15 protein-coding genes are annotated in these 16,004 nt (G+C 40.6%); 6 read left to right on the forward strand and 9 right to left on the reverse strand.

Going from position 1 to position 16,004, the window contains the following annotated elements:
- Positions 1-20: 20 nt before the first annotated feature.
- From HDC92_RS22320 to HDC92_RS22360, 9 genes are all read right to left on the reverse strand, one after another.
- A complete protein-coding gene (locus HDC92_RS22320; RefSeq protein ID WP_255484648.1) occupies positions 21-380 on the reverse strand; it encodes a hypothetical protein in 360 nt (119 codons plus the stop codon).
- A gap of 118 nt (positions 381-498) precedes the next feature.
- Positions 499-813 (reverse strand): helix-turn-helix domain-containing protein, encoded by a 315-nt coding sequence (locus HDC92_RS22325; RefSeq protein WP_183877168.1) that lies wholly within the window; start codon positions 811-813, stop codon positions 499-501.
- Between the two features lie 15 nt (positions 814-828).
- The gene (gene tnpB, locus HDC92_RS22330; protein ID WP_183877169.1) at positions 829-1,128 is read right to left on the reverse strand and encodes an IS66 family insertion sequence element accessory protein TnpB; all 300 of its coding nucleotides are present in this window, start codon (positions 1,126-1,128) and stop codon (positions 829-831) included.
- A gap of 8 nt (positions 1,129-1,136) precedes the next feature.
- Positions 1,137-2,507 (reverse strand): alkaline phosphatase family protein, encoded by a 1,371-nt coding sequence (locus tag HDC92_RS22335; RefSeq protein ID WP_183877170.1) that lies wholly within the window; start codon positions 2,505-2,507, stop codon positions 1,137-1,139.
- A complete protein-coding gene (locus tag HDC92_RS22340; RefSeq protein WP_183877171.1) occupies positions 2,497-3,789 on the reverse strand; it encodes a TlpA family protein disulfide reductase in 1,293 nt (430 codons plus the stop codon). The genes HDC92_RS22335 and HDC92_RS22340 overlap by 11 nt, the downstream gene beginning before the upstream one ends.
- 62 nt (positions 3,790-3,851) lie before the next feature.
- Positions 3,852-5,285 (reverse strand): RagB/SusD family nutrient uptake outer membrane protein, encoded by a 1,434-nt coding sequence (locus tag HDC92_RS22345; protein WP_183877172.1) that lies wholly within the window; start codon positions 5,283-5,285, stop codon positions 3,852-3,854.
- Between the two features lie 17 nt (positions 5,286-5,302).
- Positions 5,303-8,710 (reverse strand): SusC/RagA family TonB-linked outer membrane protein, encoded by a 3,408-nt coding sequence (locus HDC92_RS22350; RefSeq protein WP_183877173.1) that lies wholly within the window; start codon positions 8,708-8,710, stop codon positions 5,303-5,305.
- Between the two features lie 220 nt (positions 8,711-8,930).
- Positions 8,931-10,076: a FecR family protein gene (locus tag HDC92_RS22355; protein WP_183877174.1), complete on the reverse strand. Its 1,146-nt coding sequence runs from the start codon at positions 10,074-10,076 to the stop codon at positions 8,931-8,933.
- A 42-nt stretch (positions 10,077-10,118) separates the two neighbouring features.
- Complete coding sequence (locus tag HDC92_RS22360; RefSeq protein WP_183877175.1) at positions 10,119-10,766, reverse strand: RNA polymerase sigma factor; 648 nt, start codon at positions 10,764-10,766, stop codon at positions 10,119-10,121.
- Between the two features lie 544 nt (positions 10,767-11,310).
- Here HDC92_RS22360 and HDC92_RS22365 point away from each other — a divergent pair.
- The 6 genes from HDC92_RS22365 to HDC92_RS22390 all read left to right on the forward strand — a co-directional run bounded on the left by HDC92_RS22365 (position 11,311) and on the right by HDC92_RS22390 (position 15,976).
- The gene (locus tag HDC92_RS22365; RefSeq protein WP_183877176.1) at positions 11,311-11,994 is read left to right on the forward strand and encodes a response regulator transcription factor; all 684 of its coding nucleotides are present in this window, start codon (positions 11,311-11,313) and stop codon (positions 11,992-11,994) included.
- 7 nt (positions 11,995-12,001) lie between these two features.
- Entirely contained in the window at positions 12,002-13,381 is a 1,380-nt protein-coding gene (locus HDC92_RS22370) for a sensor histidine kinase (RefSeq protein ID WP_015809472.1), read from the forward strand.
- A 114-nt stretch (positions 13,382-13,495) separates the two neighbouring features.
- The gene (locus tag HDC92_RS22375; RefSeq protein WP_015809471.1) at positions 13,496-13,981 is read left to right on the forward strand and encodes a hypothetical protein; all 486 of its coding nucleotides are present in this window, start codon (positions 13,496-13,498) and stop codon (positions 13,979-13,981) included.
- Positions 13,982-14,006: 25 nt separating this feature from the next.
- Entirely contained in the window at positions 14,007-14,936 is a 930-nt protein-coding gene (locus HDC92_RS22380; protein ID WP_183877177.1) for a bestrophin family protein, read from the forward strand.
- 126 nt (positions 14,937-15,062) lie between these two features.
- Positions 15,063-15,473 (forward strand): BrxA/BrxB family bacilliredoxin, encoded by a 411-nt coding sequence (locus HDC92_RS22385; RefSeq protein WP_183877178.1) that lies wholly within the window; start codon positions 15,063-15,065, stop codon positions 15,471-15,473.
- 98 nt (positions 15,474-15,571) lie between these two features.
- Complete coding sequence (locus HDC92_RS22390; protein ID WP_183877179.1) at positions 15,572-15,976, forward strand: ATP-binding protein; 405 nt, start codon at positions 15,572-15,574, stop codon at positions 15,974-15,976.
- Positions 15,977-16,004 lie beyond the last annotated feature (28 nt).

The following is a 16,004-nucleotide window of genomic DNA, read 5'->3' on the forward strand; positions in this document are numbered from 1 at the left end:
GTTCAGTTAATTAGTCGTTTTTATATTATTTTGGTTCTTACTACAATATTTTTTTGCGATAAATGGAAAAGCAGAAAAAAAATTCTTCCAGTTTTACAATAGCTACCCTTTAAAATGCCGCCAATTAGCCAGGCAAACAACATGTTCAGGTCAATTTCCATCACATCATCCAGCAGCTGAACCTCCATTTCGGCTATAAAAGCATCCAGGCCAAACTCTGCCATCATCTGTATTTCGCGAAGGGATCCGGCCGTATTTTTCAATGTGGTAGATACCACTACGATGTCATCCCCATGCAGGTCAATCTCAATCCCGTCGGCAGTTGTAAACTGGTTTGCATTTGCCCAGAAACGGGCCAGTAAAATATTTTTGTCAATCATAATTATTTGGCTACATTATCAATATTTTGATGAACCTCAACCTTAAAAAAACCGGGAGCTGCCTACACTCCCGGTTCCATTATAAACCCACCCGTTTATGAAAGGAGAGACGTTAATTTTACCGCCGTTCAAAACAAGCCAGCAATCTTTTCTGTAAGCCCATCACTTCTATATTGCTCATCCTCAATTTCTCTTTCAGTTCCTCATTCTCCTGGTGCAGCACAGCTTCTTCTTCGTCAAGCAACCAGCAAACCTTTACCTTCAGCATAGCAGCAAGCAGTTTTAAGCGGCTCAACGTCAATTCCGTCTGCGCACATTCTATTTTCGAATAAGCCGGCACAGAAATATCCAGCTGCGCTGCCATATCGCTTTGTGTCCAGCCCCGATTTTTCCGCAAAGCCCTTAGTTTTTGGCTGATGTTGATATCGAACATGATCGCATTGTTTTATTAAAGCAAGCCCAGTTCCACAAACTCTTCCTTAATGCCCTGTGCCTGCTGGTCAAATACTTCCAACATACTGGTGCTGTCCTGGTTCGTGATCAATATTTTAACCCTATTTTGGTTGCGCACTACAAAACAGTACGCCTCATCGTGTCTGGGCTTATGCCCGGTAACTTTTATAACCAATGCACTTAGGCCAGGCATCCCAAGCCGACCGTCTACTTCGCGTTTGTAAACCCTTAGGCCGCGGTCGCCAACAGCAGCTCTAAAAAACGAATTGGTGGATAGTTTTATTAATTTGTTCATTTTTAACTTCATTTAATAGTTTGGTTGATCATACTGCTGTTTAAAATTCCTGGTACCAGCTTCCCATCAGGCGTCTTAAACTCAAGCCCCAAAAGTTTGGCTATCAGCGGTGCTATATCGGTTACACACAATTCATCGATCACCTTCCCTTTATTAATACCTGCACCAGCAGCAATAAAGCCGGTATACATTTCTGGTAAGTTCGGATCATAGCCATGATGCCCGCCTGTTGTTGGTACAAACAATCCTTCTAGGGAATTCTGTTGCACCTGCGTCCCGGGGCCAAAATTTACAGGCTTTGCCGCTTGAATTGCTCCGCTAAATACCAAACCCGGAACAGCAGCTAAAGCCATTACCGCGCTGGAATCCGCACCCATTTTGTCCAGCTCCTTGCGGTCCATAATCCTAAACAGTTTTCGCCTTTCAGCAGGTAAAGCATCCAATTGCCTGATTACCGATTGTACAATTCCAGCAAACTCAGTATTGGAAACATTTTTTTTGACATATAAAAAAGCAGAACCGCCCGCGGCAACAAACTTTGCAGGCAAATCCTTAATCAGCATATTGGGTCTAAACACCGTATGAATATCCGACATGCCATGATCGCCTACAATCAAAACCGTTGTATTTTCTTTTAACCCAGAACTTTCAATAGCATCTAATACAGTTCCAATCGCTTTGTCAGCATTAACAATTGCCGCAGTAACCTTTTCATGATTCCTGCCGTGCTCATGTTGGGCACCATCCACGCAGGCAAAATGCAGGGCCATGAAATTAGGTTTGTGAGTTTTGAAAATGTAAGCTGCCATCTTAGCAGTATTTGCATCAAGGCTTAGATTCTCCTCGCTCATGTTTACACTGTCTAGCTTACCTATGGCTTTCTCAACCTCCTCGATCAGCCCTTTAGTAACATACTTTCTTACTTCGGTTATCCTGTCCGATGGATGTTTCACATCCCAGATTTCCGGAATATTATAGGTAATCTCATTACCTACACTTACTGGCCATTCTATAGCAGAAGTAGTTAAACCAGCCTGCTTAGCCACTTGCCAAAGCGTTGGGATCTTAATGTCCTTAGTAAACCAATACCATTCACCATCACCGCCTATAGGTGCATTATAATAAATGCCACCACGGCCCGGCATTGCCCCAGAGACCATCGCCACATGGGATGGATAGGTATAACTGGGAAATACACTTTTCATATGTTTCGCATACACCCCTTCATTCATCAGCCTGTGCAGGTTAGGCAAAAGATAGCCTCCACCCTGATAAAACTCAGGGCGAAGACCATCAATACTAACCAAAATCACATGCTTTTCCTGCGCCCACACCAGCACGGGGAAAAGTAAACTAAAAACAAGAGCGTTAATCTTCATCTGTACTGTCTTTTATGACTACTACTTTCATTTCTTTTTCTCCTTTTACCAGATCAAAACCGTTTTCGCTTAATGCACGTTTTACATCCTCCAGGTTGTCCATTTTGCATCTCAGGTTGATATCAATCTTCACCTTTGAATTGGTTTCGTCAACAAACACATATCCATCGTTACTATAGGCTGAAGCAATGCCGTAAAGCATACTTCTGACAGAATCAAAGGGATAATTAGCAACATCTTCAGGTAGTTTTGACGTTGGTGGTACTTTTGTTGTCACAACTAAGTTCCAAATAGGCATTTTTCTGGTTTCGATTTCAACTATAAATCCGAAATAATTCTGCAGGTCTCTCCGTACCATTTTCATTACTTTGGCTTTTGATGATTTATCAGGCGGAAAGTTAATGCTATATGCATACAAGCCTGATCGTATATCTAAATCCACTTTAAAAGGAGCGGTATTTTTTAGCTCAAGGATTGGTTTTAATGCAACTTTCCCATAGAGCACATCGCCGTAATTGATAATACCAGCTCCTACATAAGCGAATCTGTACAATGAAGCTAGGTCTGTTCCCAATACTTGAAGTTTATTCCCTTTAATGTCGAACTTATATTGATTGTCTCCGTTCATATAATCTTTAAACTCAGCTAATACAGATCTGTATAAAAAATCTTTATCATTGCCACCATTACCATTTAAAAGAAATGGCAATTCAGGATCATAGGTCACTCTATTCTCGTTTTTAAACCAAGCCTTTGGTAATCTGGGCTCTTTCCCTGACATGAATGATTGCATATCTGCATCAGTGATTCGATAGGTAACTGCCCGCAACACACCTTTCGGATCAATAATCAGCTTTAGTGGGCTGTATATCTGCAGCTTATGAAACATTGTCGAGTCATAAGCGATACTTAATGAGAGTTGGTTTCTCTTTTTTACTTTTTCATAAAGCTGTTGAATATGTTGATTATCATGGGTGCCATATTGAGATCCTGTATATCCCACCAAGACAACTTTCACCTCTTTTTCAAAATTCTTTTGCAAAGAATCAAGCTTTGGAAATTCTTTTACACAAGAGGTACAGAAAAAATTCCAGAAGTCAAGAATTATCCATTTGCCTTTAAGATCACCCAAATTCAATTGCTTAGAAGAATGATGCTGAACATCATTAAATTCTATAGCCGGGAGTGGTTCTCCGATTTTAGGCCAATTCTCCGTCCCTTGTGCTTTTACGCCGATATGGCATATCAATGCAATCAGCAGGCTTAATTGTATTTTTTTCATAAATTTTTTTAAAATATCCACTGGCACAGCGTATGCTCCAATGGATATTCGATAACAATCGACTAATTATAACCAGGGTTTTGCACCAGATAAGGGTTGGCCTGAATTTGAGAATATGGAATTGGGAACAGTCGTCTATTTGAATTCCATACACTACCTTTTTGAGGAGATACAACTGTCATTACGGCATCGAGCTGCCCTGTTCTTTTTAAATCAAACCATCGGGTTCCCCATTCACAGAAAAATTTCATCCTTCTTTCCCGTAAAACTGCTGCTAAAACACCTTCCTGGTCGTTGCTACTAATATTTGCCAGGCCAGCCCTGTTTCTTATTCTGTTTAAGTCGGATACGGCACCGGAAATATTATTTTGCCGAACCCTTGCTTCAGCGCGAATGAGGAACTGTTCAGCAAGACGGACTATCATATAGCTTTCCTTAGGTGAAGTATTACCATCGTATCCCAGCTTATATTTGTAAGGATAATAATAAGTCTGATTGTTTACAAGATTGCTCGCCAACCAGTTGCTCTTCCTCAAATCTCCGGTTTCAAAAGCGTCCAGCAAATGTGTACTTATTATGTATATTGGAATTAAACCAGCAGGAGGGCTAAATCCACGACCTGGAATAAATGTATATCCTTCGGATGTTTCAAAACCAGATATACCTGGGAGAACTTGCCAAATTGCTTCTCTGCTTCCGCTTAGAAATACTGAATTTAAATCCGGCTCCAATTGATAGGTCGCATTGCCGATCACCTCCGATGACGCTGCTTCGGCCTTCTCCCATTCTGTCTGAAATAGGTATACGCGAGCCAACAAAGCAGTAGCAGTGTATTGGTTTGGCCTAAACCTTCCACTGGTAACATACGATGGAGGCAAATCCCGTTGTGCATCCTTCAAATCTCTAATAATCTGCGCATAGATGTCTTGAACTGGTGTACGTGGCAAAATCGCATTGCTTTTGAAATCAGTATTGATAATCAATGGGACTTCTCCGTAAAGGTTAAGAAGGTAAAAATAGCACAGTGCCCTTACGAATTTAGCCTCTGCCGACAATTTGCTTTTTAAATTCTCGTTTAGCGTGGTACTTTTAGTTATGCCTTCTATACACGCATTTGCTGGATAAAGCACTTTATAAGCTGTTGTCCATATTCTAGATTCATTTTCATCATTAGTTGAAGGTACATTATTCATATAAAATACGCCGCCCAGTCCTCCGGGATCAGTTGGCACCAACTCATCAGCAGATAGACCACCGTATAAGGAAACACCTCCACTTAAAATATCTGCTGATGATCCGCCACCCAGCATTTTTATGTACAAACCTAAAACTGCCTGAGTTGCATTTGCGCTATCAGAGAATACAGTTATTGAATTTAATCTATCGCTTGGTAATTCAATCTCAACCATTTTTTTACAGGACATTAAAAATGTCAAATTAAAAATTAAGACGAGACCTGCTATTATCTGTGTATGTATTAAAACTTGTCGTTTCATGTTATCTGTTTTTATAATTAAAAGGAAAACTGAACTCCCGCAACTACTGTCTTTAGAGGTGGCACACCATATAAGCTTTGTGTCTCCGGATCGGGGCCTTTATATTTTGTTATGGTAAAGAGATTCTGTGCATTCACATATAAACGGCAGCCCTGCATTTTAATTTTTTTTAACAAAAAATCATTAAAACTGTATGAAAGTGAAGCCGTTTTAAATCTTATAAATGAGGCATCGCTATAAACACCACTTGAGTTAACTAAGTATTGTGCCGCCTTGAACCCATTATCAGTCAAGCTTGTAGAGAATCTCTGAATATCGCTCTGGTCACCCGGATTTTGCCATCTTGACAACATGATGGCAGGTAAATTTCTTTGCGTGCGACCGATTGCACCTCCAGAGTAAATGGAATAGAGATAATTAACTCCTAATTGTTTCTTAAATTCAAAAAAGAGATCTAATTGAAATCGTTTATAAGAGAAATTAGTTTTCAGTCCCCCGTAAAATTTTGGATCAAGATTACCAATAATTTGTTTGTCAATGAGAAGGTCAGGGGCAATTGTTGGCCCGTTAGCTGATTGGTATTCAAAAATACCTGTAGTAGGATTAACACCCGCAAATAATAATTTGTTTATTACGCTTAACGATTGTCCTACAATATAAATACTGGAATACGGGGAGCTTTCAATGCCAGGAAATGCAACCAGCATATTTTTCGGAATTGTCAAATTTACAGAGGTATTCCAACTAAACTCCTTAGTTTTAAATAATATTGTATTTAGTTGAAAATCCCATCCTGAATTTTCAACCAAACCCGGGAAATTCTGGGTGACATTTGAAAATCCTGTTTGTGTTGGCAATTGGTAATTTACTAATTGGTTCCCGCATCGATTTCTATACCAATCAATATTTAACAAAATTTTATCTTTGTTCAATCCGAGTTCAACTCCGAATTCCAGTTTTTTTGTTATCGCCCAACTATAGTCCGGTTTAAACAGATTGTTTGGCACATAACCTGTAGATCCTTGATAGTTAATATCATTTACAGGCGACCAAGTTGGCAAGTATTGATAATCGCCAATGGCATCATTTCCGGTCGTTCCAAAGCTACCCCTTAATTTTCCGTAACTTAAAAGTGGTATCGCTTCTTTTATTACGGACTCTTCAGAAAAGATCCATCCTCCTCCAATTGATCCAAAATTACCAAATTGTCTTCCGGGACCAAACCTGCTAGATCCATCTCTTCGGCCACTTAAATTAATAATGTATTTATTTGCCATTGTATAATTCACCCGCCCAAATATCCCAGTGTACTTATATTCACTGGATCCTCCAGATGCCCTTGTGGTAGCTGCACCTGAAACAGATCCCAGGAAAGCATCATTGGTATATCCGGATGCATTTATTAGGGTTGAATTGTTCAGGTTCTTTTGTATTGTCCCGCCAGCCAAAAAAGTAAACTTTCCATTTCCTATATCCTTCTTGTATTCCACTTGAGGCTCTATTATCCAGGTTTTGAAATTATTATTCCCAAACGAGGCATCGCCTTTTACAGTGTTTGCAGGTGGTTGTGCAGAGATTGGAGTTTGTGAATTTTCTTCAATCCTTATGGTGTTGTATCCAAAATTGGAACGCAAGCTCAGTTCTGGCAATAACTGATAGGAAACCTGAAAACGACTTAACAGGTTTTCGGCCGCAGATGAATATTTTCTTTTCAAATACTGAAATGGATTATTGTTAGCGAAAGATGAAAAGGAAATGCCTTTATAACTCCAAATAAGGTTTCCTTGGGAATCCATTAATTCGGGAAAATCCGGAGCCAAAGTAAATGCCTGTAATGCCTCTGCATTCCCAGCTGAGTTATTCTTATCGATGGCATAGTTTACGGAGAAATCAAATGAAAGCCTGCTATCCATCGTATTATGGTGAAAACTGGCATTTACCGTATTTCTATGATAGGCCAGATCTCCTGGAAAAACGCTCGTCTCCCTATGATAGGCGCTCCCTAGCATAAACCGAGTAGTTGAACTACCTCCTGAAGTTGAGATATTTGCATCAGTTGTAGATGCAGTATTACCAATGAATTTATCTACCCAGTCCACATTTCTGGTTGTATCATAAACGTAAAAATCTGGAAAAAAATTAGCGAATTGAGGATTAAGGAAAATGTTTCGCAGCCCATTATCATTCGTTAATGCCTCCCTACGCATTTCTAAAAATTGTTTTGTATCCATCATTTTCATTGTTCGCGTTACCTTACTAGCACCATTGGAAACATTACCTTGCAGGCTAAGTTTTCCGGGTTTACCTTTTTTTATTGTGATCAAAATAACGCCATTAGACCCTCTGGAGCCATATATAGAGGTGGCATCAGCATCTCTTAATACTTCAATGCTTTCAATGTCATTTGGATTAATGCTATTAAGCGGGCTGGTTCCCCCATACTCATTTTGATATTCTCCACCCCCTGGTGATGCCAACCACCTCATTTGATTAATATTGGAATTGTTTGCTGCAAAAGGAACCCCATCTACAACAATTAATGGATTGTCTAATGGCTGAACTCCAGTACCAGTCGGAGACAATGAATTTTGTCCCCTGATCTGCACTTTAAAAGAAGACCCTGCAAGCCCACTGGTTTGCGTGATTACTAGGCCTGGAACTCTTCCAGCTAAAGCTGCCAAAGGGTTCATAACTGGCTGTTGGGCTATCTCTTCTGCGGTGACCTTACTTACCGACCCCACATTATACCTTTGTGTTGTCGTACCGTAAGCAATCACCTGTACTTCATCTAGCTTTGAAGTACTCAGTTCCAATCTAATTTCGCTCAGGCTAGAACTTGCCGCTATTTCCTTTGTCTGATAGCCTATATAAGAAATCAGCAACACAGAATTTTCATTCACTCCCTGTAAGAAGAATTCGCCTTTGTTATTTGTAGTAGCTGTTTTAGAAGTACCTTTCACCTTTACACTTGCCCCCGCCAACGGCTCACCCTTATCATCCAATACCCTGCCCCTAATATCAGCAGGAGGAGTAAGGGCATCCACCACCTTTTCCAGAAAGGAAGGCTCTTTTTCCCTTATCAGAATTGATTTATCTGTTATTACATATTCAAGCATTTGCGCTTTAAATATATTTTCCAAGACCACGTCAAGTTCGGCATTTTTAACATTGATGCTTACAGGTTTAGTATGTTGCAAAATTGATTTGGTAACAATGAAATCGTAGCCGGTTTGCAGCCTGATCTGGTCAAATACCTTAACCAATGGCGCATTTTTTTCAGACAGCGTTATTTTTTGTGCAAGTGTGGCTGCACTTACATGAATAAGGGATGCTATACATATGATGGTGGTTAGTCTCATAATTAGCAGTATTTTATGGTACAGCCCATCAGGTATACCAAGTTTGTTAGTATAAATTTTATACATTTGTTTTGGTTTGGTAAGCAGTATGTCTTTACTTTCGACGGAACAGACTCCTGCGGTTAAACATTTAATATTTTTTAAGTGGTTCCAAACTAAAACCAGGGGTGTTTAAGCACTTCTGGTTTGTTTTTTTTAATCTTCTCCTTATATCTTTTTTATCCTTTCTGTTTATGTTAAATAACCCGGTTAATTCTTTTCATAGTGGATGAAGAGCCATTAACTATTATTTTGAAACATATATTTTTCTTCCTTCGATTTTAAACTGCACCTTGTTCGAATAGCCCAGCATTTTTAGCGCCTGGCTAATGTTTTTATACCTGGATACCGTACCTGTAAATTCTTCTTCCGGTACATCTCCTTTATAAATAACTTCCAGGTTATACCAGCGGCTCAACTTGCGCATAATGCTTTCTATCTTTTCATCGTTAAAACGGAAGTAACCATTTTTCCAGGCTATATCTTCTTCTATATTTGCCTGGCTAACTTTAATGGTACTGCCCTTTAATACAGCTTGTTGGTTGGGGCGTAATACCACCGCTTCGCTAGGAGATCCCTCACCAGGTTTCATCCGGGAAGACGTGAGCTTAATACTACCCTCTACTAAGGTCGCTTTCGTGCTGCTTTCATCCTCATAGGCATTGATGTTAAAATGTGTGCCCAATACTGTTGTTGTCAAATTTTTGGCAGTTACTACAAAGGGTTGATTTTTATTCCTAAATACTTCAAAGTAGGCTTCGCCGCTCAGTTCAACTTTACGTACACCACCACGCTCATTTAGCGGCGCAGTATAAGTTAAACTCGATGCGGCGTTTAGCCAAACCTTGCTGCCATCAGGCAAACGCACCTGATATGTGCCACCGCGAGGGGTGCTGAGGGTAAGGGATTGGTCATCCTGAGGCAGGCTGGCATCCCCGCGTTCTACAGCCGTGCCATCGTCATATTTCAAACTGTTCGCATTAACAATTACCCCGGTTTTAACATCGCTTAGGATAATGGTTTTACCATTGGCAAGGGTAAGGGTTGCGGTGTTTTTACCCGGGGCAATGTCGTTTGTATAATTTGCAGAACCTGAACTAGGTTCAGGTTTACTTGGCGCTTTAAAAAAGAACACGCCAAAAACAATGGCTGCTACCGCAGCTGCAGCAATTGCAACGCGTGGCCATAACCTTTTTTGAATACTGGTTTGTGAATCAGAAACAGGAAGATTTAGACGAATAGCTTCTACTCTGGCCGCAAATTCCTCTTCGCTCAAATCCGGTGCGGCATGGTCAAACTTCAGGTACCAGGATTCCAGCAAAGCCATATCTTCGACCGTTGCTTTACCGGCCTTGTACCGATCCCATAATTGATTAATGTCTTCCCTTTGCATAACGTAAAGGAAGGTTTATGCCCTTCCATAATACCAATACAGTTATGAAACAACAATCGGGTACAAGACCTGAAAAATATTTTGATTTATTTTTTGTGCTTTTATTGGCGACTTTGCCTGCAGCATTACAGTCAGGTAAACCACCAGCCCTAAACGTACCCTTAAGTGTTTCAGAGCCCGCTTCATTTGTGTGGCCACAGTATGTTCCGAAATACCTAAGCGTTCAGCAATTTCCTTATTCTTTAAATGTTCAGTCCTGCTCAGGGTAAAAACCGCTCTCATCTTTTCGGGCATAGCATTAATTTCCTGCTCTATTAAAGCACTAAGCTGGTGCTCCCTAACCAAATGATCTGTAATGGCCGATTCACTTTCTGAAAACTCCAATAAAGAAACCTCATACTTAGACCGTACTTTTTTCTGCGCAAAAAGATTCAGCACCTTGTTACGAATTGCAGTATACAGATAACCAGAGACGTTTTGTGCTTCCAATAAATGCTCTCTCTTATTCCAAAGATTTAAAAATACATCCTGCAGCACATCCTGTGCTTCATCTGCATCACCTAGTTTTTTGTAAGTATGTCTATATAACAGCGATTTATAACGATCATAAATTTCAGTGTAGGCAATCCTATCCCCGCCTTTTAATAAAGCCGTCAGTTCCTGATCAGTATAAGTACTGTAAGCACCCATTTCCCTTTGTATTTTTCCCTATTAAAATTACTGAATATTTTCTGCAATTCTATACATTTTTACGCAAATAAACCAAATGGTGTACTTTTGACACTCAGATACTTAGCAACAAAACAGGCTTTGAGTTATGCCCAAAGCCTGTTTTTAAAAGAAAATAAATTTCATCAGGCAATAAAACTAAGGCAAACTTACCGTACAGTTCTGTTCAACCCTGAACCTGGCCAGATACGAATCATAAAGTGCGTAGAGGCTCCCCAAGGCTAAATACATATTTTGTTATCATTTTACCCTGGCAGGCCTTTGTGTCTGCTACGCCTGGTCTATGCATCTTCTATTAAAGTGTAAGTACGTCAACCTTACGCCATACCTGATACACCCACAACCGAAGCAGGGATGAAGCAACTATGCGGTAACTATGTTTGAAGATTGTGCTAACAGAACAGACATAGGAAAAGAAAAGGAAAGGAATGCTCATCAGTCATTTAAAAGTAAAGTCTAAAAATCTAAGCGCTATTTAACATTTCATATTTTATTTTCAAAAAATATGAAGGGTTCGAAGGTTTTGCTAATTGAAGATACTCCAGATCTTGTGTCGGTCATTTTAAGGGGGCTTAGCGAAGAAGGAATAGAGATCAGCGTTGCTGCTGATGGAGTAACTGGTCTGGAAATGGCTTTTAAATATGATTTTGACCTGATCGTGCTCGACATCATGTTGCCCGTCATGAACGGGATCCAGGTGTGCAAAGAGATCCGAAAGCGGAATACCGATGTCGCTATCCTTATGCTTACTGCACTTGGTAGCACGGAAAACATTGTAACCGGACTGGAAAGCGGTGCCGATGATTACCTGGTAAAGCCATTCAAACTGGAAGAACTGGTTGCCCGTATGCGTACACTGATCAGGCGAAGCAGTAAACAGGCTGCAGTTACAGACCGCATCAGTATAGCCGATCTTGAAATAAATATAGCTTCCAAAACCGTTACTAAAACCGGAAAACCCGTTAACCTTACTGCAACAGAATACCGCCTGCTCGAATACCTGCTCAAAAATCACAACAAAGTTCTGTCACGGATCCAGATCCTTGAAAATGTATGGGACATCGATTTCAATTTAGGAACTAATGTGGTAGATGTTTACATCAATTATCTCCGTAAAAAGATCGACAATGTAAACGGGGGCAAGCTAATCCATACTGTTTTTGGAATGGGGTATATTTTAAAAGAATAAGTATTGAATGAAACTCCAGAATAAGCTTACCCTTTTGTTCTTTTCCATAGGTACCATCGGACTAGTCCTGTTCCATGCAGCTATCTTTTATTTTGTATCTGAGTTTAACTTCGAAGATTTTTTTAAGCGCCTTCAGGCCAGGGCTAAACTTGCTGCCGAGATCAATATCTATCCCGATGAAAAATCGATTGCTTACCAGGAGATGCGGAGCCGCTACCTGGAGAAGATGGAAGATGAAAAAGATTATGTGATCAGGATCGACTCTTTAACGCGGATGCAATTTGAAAGACCGGTGAGCCTGCCCGAAACTTTCTATAAAACAGTTGTTTCCAAAGGAGACGCCAGGTACAATAAAAACAATAACTTTTATTATGGTAAACTTTTCAAAACCCAACATGGCAATTATATCGTAATCGTTACTGCCTCTGATCCTTCCGGCTTTCATGAGCTGGAAACCCTGCGGAAAGTCTTGCTCATTGTCTTTGTCATTTCCGTATTGCTTACTTACGTTGGAGGTAAAATCTTTTCTCGTTATTCTGTCAGGCCGCTTACTGCAGTGATCCGTAATGTAAAGAACATTTCGGCCAATAACCTGCACCTCCGACTCAAAGAGCTGGATGGAAATGATGAAATGTCGGAATTGGTACTGACATTCAACAACATGCTCAACCGGCTCGAGACGGCATTTGCCACACAAAATAATTTTGTAAGCAATGCCTCCCACGAACTGAAGACGCCGCTAACTATCATTACTGCTGAAACAGAATTGGTGCTGGCACAAAAAGGAATCAGTCCGGAAACCGAAGCATCGGCGAAGACCATTCTCTATCATGCTGATAAGCTTGGGCATATCATTACCAGCCTGCTTGGCCTGGCCCAGTCCGGTTTTGATGGCAAGAAACAAAACTGGCAAAAGATCCGTATTGATGAACTGATCATAACTGTAGCGGATGCTGTAAAAAAGATACATCCCGACAGCGTCATCCAGATCGATTTTTCCTCTTTACCTACAGAGGAGTCACTGCTCTGTACCGAAGGCAATATTAACCTTTTGCAACTGGCGCTCAGCAATATTGTAGGCAATGCCTGTAAATATTCTAATAATCAGTTGGTTGACATCAGGGTCAGCGTCGAAAACGGGCGTATTGCCATCTCCATCACCGACAGGGGGATTGGTATTCCTGAAAGTGAACAGCAACATATCTTTGAACCTTTTTTCAGGGCATCTAATACCAGCGACTTCGAAGGCCATGGAATTGGCCTGCCACTCACCTTAAACATAATCAGATTGCACAAGGGCTCTATAGGTATCCGTTCTGAAGAACAAAAAGGCACCGAAATGCAGATCATATTGCCGGTTTCTAATAACTTTCTAATAACTGCTTAGTTTTTGCCCCTGTTTTTCTAACAAAATTCTAATAGGGCTCTTATATCGTTTTAATGACCTCAGGGTAATATTGTATCAACAAATAATTGATCATTAACCCTTTAAAAAAAAGTCATGAAAACGATCCTGATCCCAACAGATTTTAATGCCTCAACGTTGAAGTGTATCCCGCAAGTTTGTTCAAATATGAAGGGAACACCAGTAAATATTGTTTTTGTTCATTTATTCAGGCTTTCCGATTCTATCACCGACCTGCTCATGCTCAGCAGGCGATCGAGGGAGTTTGAATATGTGAGCGCAGATTTTCATAAAGGATGCCATGAATTGAAAAGGCAGTTGCCGGAAATCAAATCTTTTAGCATTGAATTTTTTTATGGGACTACACTCAGTATGTTCAGAAATTTTCTTGAGGCAAATGAGGTAGACTACATATTGCATCCCGACTTCTGTTCGTGTGAAAAGCTGAATAAAACCAGTATTGATCCTTCAGCGCTGATTGCCAAATGTGGTCTCCCGGTTTTAACTCTGTTAAAAAAATGCGAAGACTCCTTTGCTCAATCGGTACAGGTGCAGGAAGAAGAAAGCTTGATGGTTGTTTAGTTTGATACCCCTTAAATCTTATGACATGTTACTAAAAGAAAATATACCGGTAAAATATATCTTTGGAAAGATTGGTAAGGAAATGCTGATCGTTGCACTATACGCTGCCTTAATCACCATGTTATACAGCAATTTTCACATTACCAGAATTTCCATACCTATTGCAGTGCCCACTATTCTGGGTACTGTAATTTCATTGCTGCTGGCTTTTAAATCCAACCAGGCATACGATCGCTGGTGGGAAGCCCGTACCATCTGGGGTGCAGTCGTAAATGATTCCAGATCGCTGACAAGGCAGTTGCTTACCTTTGTCGACAATCCATATAGTGCCGAAGATGAGAAAGCATTTTGCGAACGCCTTGCAAAAAGGCAGATCGCCTGGTGCTATGCCCTTAGCCGGCACCTGCGCAAACAAGATCCACTGGAAGAGCTTGGCCGGCTCATTAGTAATGATGATCTGGAGTATGTAAAAAACTATACCAACGTACCCCTGGCACTGCTGGAGCTGCAGGGCAGCGATTTGCGCAATGCCTATAAGCTGGGCTGGATAAATGAATACCAGCAGGTACAGATGGATAAGACGCTTACGGCCTTTTCTAATCAAATGGGTGGTTGCGAACGCATCAAGAATACAATTTTTCCGGTGACGTATAGTGTTTATATTCATTTCTCCATCATCCTCTTCATCATGTTGCTGCCCTTCGGATTGATAGAGTTTTTCAGCTTTGCGACAGTTCCACTGGTTATTGCCATCGCCTGTTCTTTTTTTCTGATTGAAAAAATGGCCATTCATTTACAGGACCCTTTTGAGAATAAACCAACAGATACACCTACAACCACCATTTGCCGGACTATTGAAAGGGACATTAAACAGATGCTCAAAGAAAACTACAGGCAGGAAGAAAAGCAGACAGGCTTGCATCTTACCAAAGCAAAAATGTATTATATCCTTTAGCAAAAAAGGTATTAGCGCATCATTTGAAGGTAAAAACTGTACGCCTTTCCTGCTAACCCTTTGATACTACATGCAAGTGCCGTACCTTTGTATCATAAAGAAGAAATTAACAAAGCATTTAAAGATATGTATCCAGAATATTTAGTAGAACCCATGCGTGCAGAGCTTGCTAATGTAGGTTTTCAGGAATTAAAAACAGCCGCCGATGTGGACAGTGCAATCAGTGCCGAAGGAACTGTATTTGTAGTGGTAAACTCTGTTTGTGGCTGCGCTGCAGCTAATGCACGCCCGGCAGCAAAAATTGCTGCGGCCAATGCAAAGCATCCTGATAAACTGGTAACGGTTTTTGCAGGAATGGAAAAAGAAGCGGTTGATAAAGCAAGGAGCTATATGATGCCTTTCCCACCTTCATCACCTGCTATGGCCTTGTTTAAAGATGGTAAACTGGTCCACATGATCGAGCGTCATCAGATTGAAGGCCGTCCGGCCCAAATGATTGCTGATAGCCTGATCGGTGCATTTGATCAGTATTGCTAGTTAAACTGTAAAGAAATAAAAAACGGGATGCAATGGTAAATTGCATCCCGTTTTTTATTTCCTTATCTTTAATAGGTATCTCGTGAACACCATTAAGCATGAACTTTAAAATAAACAGCAACCGAATATTGTTCCATGGCCCTGCAGGTGGCGAAAAAAAACAAACCGTTGCCTTATTGGGAAAAGAACTGGGTAGGGAAGTCCATCAGGTAGAGCTGTCAAAAGTAATCTCCAAATACATTGGCGAAACAGAAAAGAACCTTAAACGTCTTTTTGCTGAGGCAGAAGAGAAAGGCTGGATCCTGTTTTTCGATGAGGCCGATGCCTTATTTGGTAAGCGTACAGAGATAAAGGATGCCCATGACAAGTATGCCAACCAGGAAGCGTCCTGTCTTTTACAGCTAATGGACACACATAAAGGAATGGTCATCCTTGCTACAAAGAAAAAAAGCAATATTGATACTGCCTTTGTCAGAAGATTCAATTCCGTACTGAAGTTTTAGCCCCGCTAATTTTTCCTTGATAATAAAG

It is taken from the genome of Pedobacter sp. AK017, assembly GCF_014200825.1.
In the GTDB taxonomy this organism is placed as follows: domain Bacteria; phylum Bacteroidota; class Bacteroidia; order Sphingobacteriales; family Sphingobacteriaceae; genus Pedobacter; species Pedobacter heparinus.

Bases quoted from the DNA above. Each gene is read 5' to 3' on its own strand.
- HDC92_RS22355 (WP_183877174.1), bottom strand. From the start codon at position 10,076: ATGCAAAGGGAAGACATTAATCAATTATGGGATCGGTACAAGGCCGGT.
- HDC92_RS22370 (WP_015809472.1), top strand. From the start codon at position 12,002: ATGAAACTCCAGAATAAGCTTACCCTTTTGTTCTTTTCCATAGGTACC.
- HDC92_RS22380 (WP_183877177.1), top strand. From the start codon at position 14,007: ATGTTACTAAAAGAAAATATACCGGTAAAATATATCTTTGGAAAGATT.
- HDC92_RS22385 (WP_183877178.1), top strand. From the start codon at position 15,063: ATGTATCCAGAATATTTAGTAGAACCCATGCGTGCAGAGCTTGCTAAT.
- HDC92_RS22390 (WP_183877179.1), top strand. From the start codon at position 15,572: ATGAACTTTAAAATAAACAGCAACCGAATATTGTTCCATGGCCCTGCA.
- HDC92_RS22375 (WP_015809471.1), top strand. From the start codon at position 13,496: ATGAAAACGATCCTGATCCCAACAGATTTTAATGCCTCAACGTTGAAG.
- HDC92_RS22350 (WP_183877173.1), bottom strand. From the start codon at position 8,710: ATGTATAAAATTTATACTAACAAACTTGGTATACCTGATGGGCTGTAC.
- HDC92_RS22335 (WP_183877170.1), bottom strand. From the start codon at position 2,507: ATGAAGATTAACGCTCTTGTTTTTAGTTTACTTTTCCCCGTGCTGGTG.
- tnpB (WP_183877169.1), bottom strand. From the start codon at position 1,128: ATGAACAAATTAATAAAACTATCCACCAATTCGTTTTTTAGAGCTGCT.
- HDC92_RS22360 (WP_183877175.1), bottom strand. From the start codon at position 10,766: ATGGGTGCTTACAGTACTTATACTGATCAGGAACTGACGGCTTTATTA.
- HDC92_RS22340 (WP_183877171.1), bottom strand. From the start codon at position 3,789: ATGAAAAAAATACAATTAAGCCTGCTGATTGCATTGATATGCCATATC.
- HDC92_RS22320 (WP_255484648.1), bottom strand. From the start codon at position 380: ATGATTGACAAAAATATTTTACTGGCCCGTTTCTGGGCAAATGCAAAC.
- HDC92_RS22325 (WP_183877168.1), bottom strand. From the start codon at position 813: ATGTTCGATATCAACATCAGCCAAAAACTAAGGGCTTTGCGGAAAAAT.
- HDC92_RS22345 (WP_183877172.1), bottom strand. From the start codon at position 5,285: ATGAAACGACAAGTTTTAATACATACACAGATAATAGCAGGTCTCGTC.
- HDC92_RS22365 (WP_183877176.1), top strand. From the start codon at position 11,311: ATGAAGGGTTCGAAGGTTTTGCTAATTGAAGATACTCCAGATCTTGTG.